Source organism: aff. Roholtiella sp. LEGE 12411 (genome assembly GCF_015206995.1).
In the GTDB taxonomy this organism is placed as follows: domain Bacteria; phylum Cyanobacteriota; class Cyanobacteriia; order Cyanobacteriales; family Nostocaceae; genus Komarekiella.
Genome location: NZ_JADEXR010000160.1, coordinates 1 through 13290, shown reverse-complemented (window position 1 = coordinate 13290; position 13290 = coordinate 1). Strand labels below are relative to the sequence as shown.

Here is a 13290-nt window from a genome sequence, read left to right as displayed (position 1 = left end):
CAATGCCCGATACCCCATGCCCCATGCCCCATACCCAAAGTGCAGGGGCGACATCCCTCCACAGACACCTGGGGATAGAGTTTCCCGTCGCTTTCAATGAAAAAATATTATTACTGACGATTGTCAATTTGAGCACGTTGCAAACTCCCAGAAAAGTCAACATAAACACTTTTCCATTCTGTGAAAACATCCAAAGCTGTAGTTCCAGCTTCGCGGTGTCCGTTACCGGTGTGTTTCACACCACCAAAGGGCAAGTGTACTTCTGCGCCGATAGTAGGGCCATTAATGTAGGTGATACCCGCCTCAATATCGCGCATGGCAGCAAAAGCCCGGTTGATATCACGGGTGTAAACTGAGGAAGAAAGACCGTAATTGCTATCGTTGAGGATTGCGATCGCTTCTTCAAAAGAGTTAACCTCAATTAATGCCACCACTGGCCCAAATATCTCTTCCCGTGCAACTCGCATATTTAAAGTTACATTATCCAAGATTGTCGGTTGAAAAAAGTAACCGTTTTTCAGTGCCCCTTCATTAGCAATATCCCCACCAATTAATACCTTTGCCCCTTCCTCACGAGCAATATCTAAATACTTACTCACCTGTTGAAGTTGCTTTTCATTAATTATCGGGCCGATGTCCGTATCGGGGTCAATGCCAGCACCCAGGCGTAACTTGCTGGTACGCTCATGGAGCATGTTAGTAAACTTTTCTTTGATATCGTGATGTAAAATTAAACGACTAGTAGCCGTACACCGCTGACCAGTTGTACCAAAGGCTCCCCAAACGGCACCATCTAACGCTAGTTCCAAGTCCGCATCTTCCATCACCACTTGGGCATTTTTACCACCCATTTCCAGACAGACACGCTTATGAGTGCGTCCGCAAGTTGCGCCAACAAAAGCACCAGTTTCCGAAGAACCTGTAAACGATACCAAATTAACATCGGGATGCTCAACTAAAGCTTTCCCCGCTTCTTCACCTACCCCATGCACCAAGTTAATCACTCCAGGTGGTAAACCAGCTTGAGCAAAAATCTCAATCAATTTAGTTGCACAGGCGGGGGTATCTTCAGCCGGTTTGAGGATAACCGTATTACCACACACCAAAGCTGGCATAGCTTTCCAGCAAGGAATTGCTACTGGAAAATTCCAGGGTGTAATTAAGGCGCAGACTCCTATAGGCATCCGCACAGTCATCGCAAATTTGTTAGGCATTTCCGAAGGTGTAGTTTGCCCAAATAGCCGCCGCCCTTCACCAGCACTATAAAAAGCGCAGTCAACACCTTCTTGCACATCTCCCCTTGCTTCTGTCAGGGGTTTACCCATTTCCCGACTCATTAACTGGGCGAGTTCTTCTTTGTGCTGGAGTAATATTTCCCCGACACGAAAGATGTATTCTGCTCTAGCGGGAGCTGGGACTTTTCGCCAACTGTGGTAAGCTTTGCGAGCTGCGGCTACTGCTGTATCTATATCATTGGCTTGAGAACGGGGAAATGTAGCAACGACTTCAGTCTTATCAGAAGGGTTGCGACTTTCTAGAGTTGCTTCTTTTACAGCATTCAACCAATGACCGTCAATGTAATTGCGGCAAGATAATGGAGTTATCATATTTCAATCCCTAATTAGAGATTAGCGCATCACTACTGCTGCCCATAAAGCAACAACCTGATAGGTATTAAGTGAACCATATAGCTGCCATACATCAATCAAGGCACTAAGGCTAATACTCCCACAGGAGAACCCGAACCATTCTGTAATCTAAGAACCCCGATTACTAAGGTAGTACCTTTCGGTGGTAGTTGATTTAAATTGGTGAGATTTTCCAACACAATGCGCGGTTGTTCTAACACCAGGCGGTTAACAGTAAAACTGTTATCCTTTCCGGGGTCGATACCATGAGTATCAATCCCTACGCCAGTAATTTGCCGTTCGTTAAGCAGAAACCGAGTTGCATCGCTACCAAATCCTGGAAAATGCATAATTCCTTCAGCGTCTTGGTTGAGGAATGCATTTTTATCAAACCACTTCTCTTGCCAACCCGTATAAAGCAGTACTGCATTACCAGCAGGAATCTTACCATGTTGTTCCTCCCAAAATAGAACATCGGCAATAGTTAGAGCATAATCAGGATTAACCACTATAGGGCGGATATCTATGACTACCGCAGGTACAACCAGTGATTGGGCGGGGTATTGGTCAATTCCTACACCTGAACTGTGAAAACTGTTAGGGGCATTTATGTGAGTGGCGCTATGTTCTCCCAAGGAGAAACGCCGCAGGTAATAACCATCCTTTTGGAGTTTTGCGACAGTGGCAAATTCTACTGGGGGGTCGTCAGGCCATTGAGGAATACTCGTATCTATTACATGACTCAGGTGTATGACGCGTGAGTAGGTGATACTATTTTGTCTTTGGAGTTGTATCATCCCAGCCTTTTATTAAGTGGAAAGTTTCATCGCAAGCTATAACAATTTAATTTGAGGCGTTCTGTTGTACCAGACCCGAATGGCACTAAGAAAAGCCCAAAGGCTTGTGTCGTCTCGTTCCCAGCCTGGGGGCTGGGAATGTGTTTAAAGAGGCTCTGCCTCTTGTCAAGCTAGTGGAGGCGGAGCCTCCCAGAATGGGTTCCCAGCCCCCAGGCTCTTAACCAGTCAGAGCAAGGGCTGTATCTTTTCTTAGTGCCATTCGTACCAGACCCCTTGATTAAGCTGGTAGTGGCTTGTCGTCAGACATCGCTCCTGCCTTTGCCATAAGGCTAACAGCTTGCTCTAATAAATCATACTTGATTGCACTACTTCGGGCGAACAATAGTGTTTGTATCATTTACTACATTAAGAAATATATTTACAAGCGTCCGCGAAGCTGTTCTGATTTTTTTTTATGCTTTTTATCTGATAGCAGAAATAAGTATCAACCATTTTTATACTCAGTATTACGGAAGCTATTAGTTATATATATAACTAATTTAAATCTAGTCAGAGAAGATCCAATTTACAGTTAAAGCAGCCAGATAAAACTTTAAATAAAGAGAGTCAACTCAAGCTGATTTTTCTAATCATCTGACATGTAAATCTTGTAAGGACTTATTCCGGGGCTAATGTAAAGATTTCATGAAATAAATAACTTTAAGTATTTATTCCGATGTCGTTTCCAAAAAATCAGATTACCTTTGTAAAGTGAATGGCAAAATTTTAATGTTATCTATAATACATACATAGCAGAGATTCTTGTAGATAGTTGTGGACAGGGCTACATGAATCTTATGTACAACAAATATTAAGTTTTAAAAAGAATTTTTTGAGTTGTGGAAAAAAACGTTACATAGCTACAATCCGCACTTGGAAAAGGTTTGACCCTTGCGATCGCAATTTAAATTTGGTAAAGTTACTAAGACCTACGCTAAAACCCTGATCCCCAAGCCAAAAGGTTCGTGTTAGTCTGTTGCAGTTATAAACAAAAAGTGGAAACGGAACGAGTTCGAGTTTTGGGAGGAGAAAATCACTTTTTACTAGTGAAAAATCCCACGAATTACAAAACTTCAACTCTACAGTCGCTTTAAAAAACGGACGCATGAATCAAAGACATTTGTGGACTATTGTCGCCCTGTTTCTGACTGTTTTGGGGGTACCCTCAGTCGGTTGCACTCAAACCACCAAGGGAACTGCACGGGCTTCCCAAAAAGTACCTGCCACTGATGTGGTCAAAGTGGGAGAGTACCAATCCCCAGCAGGGAAACTTACCTCGGATGCTGTGATTACAGAAATTCATTCTCACAACATTGGGGGACGTAAGGCGGCAACCCTTTTTATCCGAAATATTCCTGTTCTAACCTTTTTAGGTTCTGTACCAGATACGAGTAGTGAAACTAAAAAAGTTGGTGAAGTTGGAAATACTGGGGGCGTGCAATCGTACGCCCTTCTTACTAGCAACTCATCAAAAATGTTGAATGTTGGGAATGTAGCGGGTGCAAATAACCAGATTAGCTCAGTTGATAACGACCCGGTTCAGAGAGCAGGTGTACTAGCAGCTAAAATAAACGAGCTGACTAGGGAAAATGTAGACGCGAGTAAAATTACTGTAAGTTGGACAGGGGAAAAATCCGCCGTTGCTAATCAAACCCAAAACAAAAATTCCTCTGTTGAACAGCAGCCTGGCGATCGCTATACGATCAAAGTCAATGGCGAAGAATTGATAGAAATCAACGAAGATACGAGACTTGCAAATACCACAACCATCAAAGATCTTGCACAAGATGCACTGCAAGCAACAAACCGTATGCGGAGACTGCTAGGCAATGCATCTCCCTTAAATGCGATCGCTAACTTACCAGCACTACGCCTACCGTCAATACCAAAGCTACCACAAGAGATTACCGTCGGAAGAGTGCGAATCAACTTCCGAGGCGTAGCCTCCTTTTATGGTTATGACGGTTCTGGTAGTCAAACTGCTAGTGGTGAAAGGTTTAATCCAGAAGGAATGACTGCTGCTCATCGTAGCTTGCCCCTTGGGACAAAAGTCCGTGTTACCAACACTCGCAATGGTCGTTCTGTAGTGTTGCGTATTAATGATCGTGGCCCTTACATTCGGGGGCGAATCATTGATGTATCTGCTGGTGCGGCTCGGATTTTAGGAATGATAAGCAGTGGCGTAGCACCAGTGCATGTTGAAGTCTTGGGAAAATAATTATTAGGGACTAGGGATTGGGGACTAGGAAGACTAGGAGAAAATATTGAACAGGTATCTATCTTCCCTTGTCTCCCTCCTCTACCTTGTCTCTTCCTAATACCCAGCGATGCACCGAGCTTGTCGTATCCCTACAGGTAAGCAAACCACGCGTAGCGTCTCGCAGGTGAAGTATCCCCAATTCCCAATGCCCAATGCCCAATGCCCAATTCCCAATTCCCAATGCCCAATGCCCAATTCCCAATTCCCCTAGTTCAAACATTTCTTATCCCCATTTCAGATATAAACTAACGGGGAAGAGGCTCAAGAAGAACTAGGGGTATTTTGTGCGCCTGCTGACATCAGTCGCAGCTTTACGCTGCTATTTAACAAAACGCTGCTTGGAAAACAAGCTGATTGCAGTTCCAGAGGATTTGGTGCTAGATGAAGTGGGTAGCTGGCAACAGACGGCAGTTGGTCTGGTGCCGACTATGGGAAATTTGCATCAAGGTCATTTAAGCTTAATTCAACGTGCGCGGCAAGAAAATTCTACGGTGATTGTCAGCATTTTTGTCAATCCCTTGCAATTCGGTCCCAACGAGGATTATCAACGCTATCCCCGAAGTTTAGACCAAGATCGACAACTTTGTGAACAAGCTGGGGTAAATGCAATTTTTGCGCCTACTCCGGAAGAAATGGCAGTTCCTCAGAAGAGTATAGAAGAATCAAAGGTTACACAAGTTATCCCCCCATCTGCTATGATAACAGGCTTGTGTGGTCGTTCTCGGCTAGGTCACTTTCAGGGTGTCGCTACGATTGTGGCCAAGCTTTTCAACTTAATAAAACCTGACCGAGCCTATTTTGGTCAAAAAGATGGTCAGCAACTGGCAATTATTAAACGGCTAGTGGCTGATTTAGATTTGTCAGTAGAGATTGTTAGTTGTCCAACGGTGCGGGAAGTTTCGGGTTTGGCCTTGAGTTCTCGCAATCAATATTTGACTGCAACAGAAAAAGAGCAGGCGGCGGTGTTATATCGTGGCTTGCAACGAGCTGAAGCAGCGTTCAAGGCAGGTGTTCGCAATAGCAGCAAGTTGATAGCAATGGTACAGCAAGAAGTGGCAACGATCAGCAAGGTCTTCGTGGAATATATTGAATTGGTTGAACCGACTACGTTGATGAATTTAGAAAAAATTGAGGAGGAAGGAATGCTGGCGATCGCAGCTCGTCTTGGTTCTACACGTTTGATTGACAATACCATCTTGTGCGATCGCCAACCCATCATCGCTATTGATGGGCCAGCTGGCGCGGGAAAATCTACGGTGGCTCGTCAAGTGGCAACGGAACTGGGTCTAGTGTACTTGGATTCAGGAGCAATGTACCGCGCTATCACTTGGCTGGTGCTGCAAAAGGGTATTGCTATTGATGATGAATGTGCGATCGCTGAATTAGCTAACCAATGTGAAATTCAGCTGATTCCTAGCGAGGACTTACAATCTCCGGTGCGGGTTTGGATTAATAATATTGATGTTACCCAGGCAATTCGCAGTCTTGAGGTTACATCCAATGTATCTGCAATAGCAGCACAAAATGCTGTACGTCAAGCACTGATTGAACAACAACATAGCTGGGGTAAAAAAGGTGGTTTGGTTGCTGAGGGACGAGACATTGGCACTCACGTATTCCCCAATGCCGAACTGAAGATATTCTTAACCGCTTCTGTTAATGAACGCGCACGTCGCCGCCAACAAGACTTTAATAAACAAGGTCAACCCGAAGTGAGTTTAGAACAGTTGGAACGAGACATTGCCGAACGTGACTGGAAAGACAGTACTCGCAAAGTTTCTCCTTTACAAAAAGCAGCAGATGCTATTGAAGTGCAAACCGATAGTCTGAACGTATCTGAAGTCACCGCACAAATTGTTAACTACTACCAGCAACGCTTATCTCAATGGTAGTTACTGCAATTTGTTGTTAATTTTTCAGTCTGAGCGGGTAGTGAGTGATTGTTCACTCACTATCCATAAAATAAAGTCTTAAAATACAGTATGAGCCATTTTTGCAATCAGCTATATTCAATTGAAACTAAACACTGTAACGTTAGTTTTAGATAGTTTAAGTCTTAATACATCTGGCTGAAGAATTATATAAATAAAGTATTGAAATACTACTAAAGGTGGAAGTCTTCAAGCCATATAATCAGTTAAATAAATTTAAGCCATAATTCACCAGCATAAACTACCCCTTTGATGCACTCTTGTTAAGAGAGGATTAAAAATGGGTATATAACTAGCTTATATAGACGCAAGTATTAGAGTTCCAAGATAATATGCCTTAAATCGTTAAATCCTAATTGGCTATTGGACTCTTTCTATAAAGTATTAGTTTTTTTTTATTTATAATTAGAAATTCCCAAGGATTTGATTTATTGCCAAAGTACTTTGTTTTAATCTTCACTTTGGTTGTAGAATAACGATGTTAAGTTTTATATCTCAATTTAAGGATATAAAACTACCGAACATTAAACCTGCAATTTCCTAAGCTTCTCCAATAGCTTTAAACTGGAAAACGGTAAAGAGAGGATTTCACAAAATGGCATTTAAACAGCCCCCCCTACCCTTCGACTTTAATGCTCTAGAGCCTTACGGCATGAAAGGTGAGACTTTCGAGTATCACTATGGCAAGCACCACAAAGCTTATGTAGACAACCTGAACAAACTGACTGAAGGTACGGAACTTGCTGATAAGTCTTTGGAAGAGGTAATCCAAACTTCTTTCAAAGACTCCTCCAAGGCAGGAATCTTTAACAACGCTGCTCAAGTTTGGAACCACACCTTCTTTTGGAGCTGCTTGAAGCCTGACGGTGGTGGCGCACCCACAGGTGAACTTGCAGCTAAAATTGATAAAGATTTTGGTAGCTTCGATAAATTTAAAGAAGAATTCTCTAACGCTGCTGCAACTCAATTTGGTAGCGGATGGGCTTGGTTGATTGATGATGGTGGTACTCTGAAGGTGATCAAAACACCGAATGCCGAGAACCCCCTAGCTCATGGCAAAAAGGCACTCCTAACTTTGGATGTTTGGGAACACGCTTACTACATTGACTACAGAAATGCTCGTCCGGCGTTCATCAAGAATTTCTTGGATCAGTTGGTAAACTGGGATTTCGCTACTGAAAATTTAGCCAAAGCTTAATCGCCTATCAGTTGTGAACTGGTGTAACAATGGCTTTTACCGAGCTTAGTAAAGCGTAGATAATCAGTTAATTTATCAATATTGCCAGTAGTCACGACTAGTATCGTGGCTTTTTTTGATTGGCTGAAATAGAGAGGATGGGAGATGAAAGAGAAACTTCTACCTCCTGTTCCTCATCCTCATCTTGCTCTCAACTGCCTCCTGTATCTTAAAAAGTAGTGATATTAAAACCAAAATATAAAATATATGGATAGTAAAGAACTAGCACAATACATCGAAGCAACGAATAGCATCTCTAAACCTTGGCTATTAGTACAACTGCGCCTCAAAAAACTGCAAGAGCGCCGAGCTTCCCTTGCTGAAGATACCTACGCTGAAGAGTTAGAAGATATTTACCAAGACTTGATGAATTTGGGGGAATGGTGGCGAGGTATTGAAGATGAAGTATTCTAATTAAGTCAAGAGTCAGCAGTCTATTGTCCAAATTCCAAATAAATTAATTTTCACCCTTGACTATTGTACAAACGCGATTAATCGCGTCTCCACTTTTGACCATTGACTATTGACTAAATCTTATGGATTATCGGGATGCAGGAGTTGATGTTGAAGCTGGTCGAGGCTTCGTAGATCAAATTCGCAATTTGGTTCACAGCACTTTTAGACCGGAAGTAATTGGCGGACTGGGTGGTTTCGGTGGGTGCTTTCAACTACCAGGGGGTTTTCAGGAACCAGTATTGGTTTCTGGGACGGATGGTGTGGGTACAAAGCTAAAAATTGCTCATATTCTCAATCGTCATGACAGCGTTGGTATTGATTTAGTAGCGATGTGCGTAAACGATGTGCTGACATCTGGCGCAGAGCCGCTGTTTTTTTTAGATTATGTAGCAACGGGTAAGCTAGACAAAGAGCAGTTAACTCAGGTGGTTGCAGGTATAGCCTCTGGGTGTAAGCAAGCTGGTTGTGCCTTATTGGGAGGAGAAACGGCAGAAATGCCTGGTTTCTACCAGTTAGGTGAGTATGACTTGGCTGGTTTTTGTGTGGGAATTGTGGAAAAAAGCCGGATGTTGGATGGTTCCCAGCTACAAGTAGGGGATATAGCGATCGCTCTTGCTAGTACTGGTGTACACAGTAATGGTTTGAGTTTAGTAAGAAAGATTGTTAGCGATCGCGGGTTTTCTTGGAGCGATCGCCCAGAATCTTTAGGTGGTGAAACTATCGGCGAAACTTTCCTCAAACCCACGCGCATTTATGTCAAACCCGTTTTAGCAGCACTCAAAGCCGGGTTGGACATTCATGGTATGGCTCACATCACAGGTGGTGGATTACCAGAAAATCTGCCCAGATGCTTGGGTAACGGTCAAGCAATCAAAATTGACCCCAGCAGTTGGACTATCCCCCCCGCATTTCAATGGCTAGCTGAAGCTGGAGCGGTGAGTCCCGAAGCCATGTACAATACATTTAATATGGGAATCGGATTTGTAGTGTTGGTTCCACCTCATCAGGTAGAGCAGACAATTACCCACTTTCAATTACAGGATATTCCTACTTATGTAATTGGTGAAGTCATTACTGGTTCGGGGGAATTAGTGGGATTGTATCCATGAAAGATAATTTCTACACATGAAATTAGGGTTTGCTTGAGGCTTAGTATAAAGTAAAAATCTACCAGGCCTCAGTTTTACTCAATTTTTCAAGTAAATGTAATAACAGTATTTACAAGTATTATTAACAATATTTTTCACTAAGCCTTATAAGAGCAATCGAAAATGCTCATAACCGTCTGCGTTTAGATTTGCTAACGTAGTCTTAACATATTGAAAAAATTCGCTCATTAAGCTGAGAAATTAATTACCAACACTAATTGATTGTGCTGGTTATCTCTCATCTGTAAGTATGGGATGTTGATGTATTCAAAATTACGTATTTTTCTTCCGAGGGGGTTATGGCTGTAAATTTTGCCCGTACTACTGCTTCCACAGAACTCTTGAAACAAGTATTCCAGAACATTGATGGACAAAGTTGTCCGAGGTTATTCAACTTCCACATGCATACTATCTACTCGGATGGGAGGTTGCAGCCGAGTGGATTGATGGAACAAGCGATCGCCATTGGTCTAGAAGGGTTTGCAATCACCGACCATCATACTATTAGTGGGTATCAAGCGGCACAAGCTTGGCTGGAAGACTGGAAGTGGAATAATTCTGGTGCAACTACTCCTCATCTGTGGAGTGGCGTGGAGATCAATGCCAATCTTTTGGAAATAGAAGTTCACATTTTGGCTTATGCTTTTGAGCCAGAACACCCTAGTATGAAACCCTATCTGCAAAGAAAAGCTACCACAGGCCAAGAATATCAAGCAAGTAACGTGATTGCAGCTGTTCATGAAGCTGGAGGATTGGCAGTACTTGCTCATCCTGCTCGCTACAAGCGATCGCATTTCGACTTAATTCCATCTGCTGCCCAAAAAGGTATTGATGGCGTTGAAACTTTCTACGCTTACAATAATCCTAACCCTTGGCAACCCAGCGCTTTGGAATCACAACAAGTGCAAAAATTGGCTAGTGAATACAGTCTTTTCAATACATGTGGTACTGATACCCACGGTTTAAGCCTGCTACAACGGTTGTAAACCGGAGCTTTGATCGCTTCAGATGATTGAGGGTCAGGTTCGAGAATCAACAACCCATGATTCAAAATATAAACCTGCGCCTCAACTTTCTGAAAGAGATTTTGGGGAACTGGAAATTGGAATCTATAGTTTCAATCCCTAATAGGGATTTTGAGTAATTGTAAGCTTCAGTGGGGACAACAATGAGTTTGTACCCGAAAGTTTCAATCCCTAATAGGGATTTTGGGTAATTGTAAGAGATGCTTGTAGTTGCCTTGCGGAAACCTTTGGCTTTGTTTCAATCCCTAATAGGGATTTTGGGTAATTGTAAGTTAATTAGGGCTTGCTGAATAGAATTGTAATATAGACTAGATAAGGATTTTAAGCCTTTTTCCAACAAACAAGTGCAAGGTCATAACATCTAAAGTCTCAAAACCCTTGCACAATCGTTAGCGATCGCTGGGTAAATTCTGAAACTGAGCGATGAAACAAGTATTTTGTAAGCTGTGTGGCTTCTACATTTGCTTGAGAGACTTATTCAGCAAGCCCTAATTAAGGCAGAAACCGCTTGCAATTGAATATATTCTGATTGTTTCAATCCCTAATAGGGATTTTGGGTAATTGTAAGTGCGCTGCGCGTCAGCATTCCCCCCTTGGGTTCCCTGAAATAAGGGAATTCCAATGTTTCAATCCCTAATAGGGATTTTGGGTAATTGTAAGCTAAGTTTTGCGAAGCTTGAGAAGATCGCAATTCGCGTTTCAATCCCTAATAGGGATTTTGGGTAATTGTAAGTTCTTTGGATATTGAAGTAAGGTTCCGTAATAGCCGCGCCCGTTTCAATCCCTAATAGGGATTTTGGGTAATTGTAAGTTGTATCAGATGTATTCTTAGGAGTCAAGAGGTTTCAATCCCTAATAGGGATTTTGGGTAATTGTAAGTACTTGTAACGGCCGGCTTTACTCCCCTAGAACAAATTGTTTCAATCCCTAATAGGGATTTTGGGTAATTGTAAGCGCGGAGAAGTTGGGGCGGGAGTTGGCCGCCCTGCAAACTAAGTTTCAATCCCTAATAGGGATTTTGGGTAATTGTAAGCTTTGCAGAACTGGCGGAATTATTCAAATTCCTGCTCCTAGGCGTTTCAATCCCTAATAGGGATTTTGGGTAATTGTAAGAATCAACTCTATTTTGTAACTTCTGAAGTCGAATCAGTTTCAATCCCTAATAGGGATTTTGGGTAATTGTAAGCTTCCGAAGCACTGGGAGATTACAAACAAGCTAGGTGTTTCAATCCCTAATAGGGATTTTGGGTAATTGTAAGTTCAGCTTTAGAATTGTAAATTATTTCTGGCTTAAGTTTCAATCCCTAATAGGGATTTTGGGTAATTGTAAGAATTGTAAACGTTAGTTAATTTGAAATAGATTCGAGTTTCAATCCCTAATAGGGATTTTGGGTAATTGTAAGGAAATTTTTAGAAGTGTTTCACCTTCAACCGTGTAGTTTCAATCCCTAATAGGGATTTTGGGTAATTGTAAGAGCGGGAGGCTGAAAGCCTTGCCTTATTTGGTTTTCAAGGTTCGGTTGCGCGAATATAGAAATCATAACATAAGGCGTGGTAGTTGCGCTAGATGCAAATAGCTAAAAGACAGTCTAGGTAAGGTGCGCGGATAGTTTCAACATGCGATCGCCATCAATTGATTACAGGCAGGGTAATTCAGCCATTTTTTTTGTCACCTCTTCCCCAACACCTACCCATCCGCGCACTCCGGCAAAAAACTACTTTTGCTGTAAAGCATATCACCAATAAGCTTAGCTGACTTTGGGGCGATGCCTACGGCGGTAAACTACGCACTTTCTACAACCCAAGCATGACTGAGTTGAGTATCACATCTGATTACTTAATAGTCTTAATAAAATTCAAAGTTTTTCTTTAGTAGCTAACATGTGTAAAATTTTCTCCACATGATCCAAATCGCCAACAATTCGCCTAATCGGGTGAGGCCAAACTTTGACAAGGGTGGGAGTTGCAGAAACCTGATTGATTTCTGCTTGTTCTGGATTAGTTAAAACATCGATGACTTTTAGAGTATAGGGGTGTCCGAGCGATCGCTCTAACAATTCGTGTAGATTCTGAAGAATGCGTTCGGTGGTTCCACTATGCCCTGCAACAAACAAGCGTAGGACATAGCCTTGGGTTACGACTTGCTCCTTTTGGGCGGTTATTACTGGCTGATGGTATTTTGGTGCTGGTTCGGAAAGGTCTAAGCGCACAATTAAATCGTGATCTTCCCAAAGTTGCGGAAATGAGGAACGATAAGTAGTTAACACCATGCGATCGCACAACCCATCTTGCCAGGGAGCAGCTTGCCAGACTAGCTCTTTTGTGCCAAAAATGGCGTTAAGTACAGATTGATATCTAATTACTGCCGGATAAGCTTCAGCAAAGGTTCGCACTCGTTGGGTACGAGGATCTAACCAGTGGTCAATAGTTGCAGTATAGCAAGGCACTAAAAAATGCGGCGGTTCTGGTAAGTCTAAGATTTCCTGCAAAGCATTACACAAATGCAAATGCCATCGACCTTGCTTGCTAGGGTCGATACAGTAAATCAAATCTCCTCCAGGAGTAAATAGCGCAATGCCTTTGAACAACTGGGGTTTAGATAATTTATTTGTTGTCAAATTATTCATGGAGGCTAGGGAACTAAAAGTAAAAAGTAAAAAATTCTGTCTTTTACCTTTTACCTTAGCTATAACCGCAACCAGGAATATAAAATATTTGGGGATTGGGGATTGGGGATTGGGCATTGGGGCATGGGGCATTGGGGCATTG

Annotated in this window: 10 protein-coding genes, 1 pseudogene and 2 CRISPR repeat arrays; of the genes and pseudogenes, 7 read left to right on the top strand and 4 right to left on the bottom strand. The window is 42.4% G+C overall.

Annotated elements, in window-relative coordinates; genetic code table 11:
• Positions 1-110 precede the first annotated feature (110 nt).
• Positions 111-1607, bottom strand: a complete 1497-nt coding sequence (locus IQ246_RS24545; RefSeq protein WP_194005937.1) for an aldehyde dehydrogenase family protein — start codon at positions 1605-1607, stop codon at positions 111-113.
• A gap of 98 nt (positions 1608-1705) precedes the next feature.
• Positions 1706-2425, bottom strand: a complete 720-nt coding sequence (locus tag IQ246_RS24540) for a cyclase family protein (protein WP_194005936.1) — start codon at positions 2423-2425, stop codon at positions 1706-1708.
• Between the two features lie 1144 nt (positions 2426-3569).
• On the opposite strand from IQ246_RS24540, the gene IQ246_RS24535 reads away from it, so the two are divergent.
• Positions 3570-4682, top strand: a complete 1113-nt coding sequence (locus tag IQ246_RS24535) for a septal ring lytic transglycosylase RlpA family protein (RefSeq protein WP_194005935.1) — start codon at positions 3570-3572, stop codon at positions 4680-4682.
• Positions 4683-4740: 58 nt separating this feature from the next.
• Here IQ246_RS24535 and IQ246_RS24530 read toward each other — a convergent pair whose 3' ends face one another.
• Positions 4741-4944 (bottom strand): hypothetical protein, encoded by a 204-nt coding sequence (locus IQ246_RS24530; protein ID WP_194005938.1) that lies wholly within the window; start codon positions 4942-4944, stop codon positions 4741-4743.
• 64 nt (positions 4945-5008) lie between these two features.
• Here IQ246_RS24530 and IQ246_RS24525 point away from each other — a divergent pair, with 64 nt between their 5' ends.
• From IQ246_RS24525 to IQ246_RS24505, 5 genes are all read left to right on the top strand, one after another.
• Complete coding sequence (locus IQ246_RS24525; protein WP_194005934.1) at positions 5009-6616, top strand: bifunctional pantoate--beta-alanine ligase/(d)CMP kinase; 1608 nt, start codon at positions 5009-5011, stop codon at positions 6614-6616.
• Positions 6617-7250: 634 nt separating this feature from the next.
• Positions 7251-7853 carry a superoxide dismutase gene (locus IQ246_RS24520; protein ID WP_194005933.1) on the top strand — a complete coding sequence of 201 codons (603 nt, stop codon included), beginning with the start codon at positions 7251-7253 and terminating at the stop codon, positions 7851-7853.
• Positions 7854-8099: 246 nt separating this feature from the next.
• A complete protein-coding gene (locus IQ246_RS24515; RefSeq protein WP_194005932.1) occupies positions 8100-8306 on the top strand; it encodes a hypothetical protein in 207 nt (68 codons plus the stop codon).
• Between the two features lie 122 nt (positions 8307-8428).
• Positions 8429-9457, top strand: a complete 1029-nt coding sequence (purM, locus tag IQ246_RS24510; protein ID WP_194005931.1) for a phosphoribosylformylglycinamidine cyclo-ligase — start codon at positions 8429-8431, stop codon at positions 9455-9457.
• 338 nt (positions 9458-9795) lie between these two features.
• Positions 9796-10482: a PHP domain-containing protein gene (locus IQ246_RS24505; protein ID WP_194005930.1), complete on the top strand. Its 687-nt coding sequence runs from the start codon at positions 9796-9798 to the stop codon at positions 10480-10482.
• 127 nt (positions 10483-10609) lie between these two features.
• Positions 10610-10796: direct repeats of the CRISPR family, unit length 25 nt; unit sequence GTTTCAATCCCTAATAGGGATTTTG.
• Between the two features lie 256 nt (positions 10797-11052).
• Positions 11053-11996: a CRISPR direct-repeat array (repeat unit 37 nt; unit sequence GTTTCAATCCCTAATAGGGATTTTGGGTAATTGTAAG).
• 381 nt (positions 11997-12377) lie between these two features.
• Here IQ246_RS24505 and IQ246_RS24500 read toward each other — a convergent pair.
• A complete protein-coding gene (locus IQ246_RS24500; RefSeq protein WP_194005929.1) occupies positions 12378-13148 on the bottom strand; it encodes a circadian clock KaiB family protein in 771 nt (256 codons plus the stop codon).
• Here IQ246_RS24500 and IQ246_RS29970 point away from each other — a divergent pair.
• A pseudogene (locus IQ246_RS29970) lies at positions 13096-13290 on the top strand (hypothetical protein); the annotation flags it as partial. The gene IQ246_RS24500 and the pseudogene IQ246_RS29970 sit on opposite strands and share 53 nt — an antisense overlap.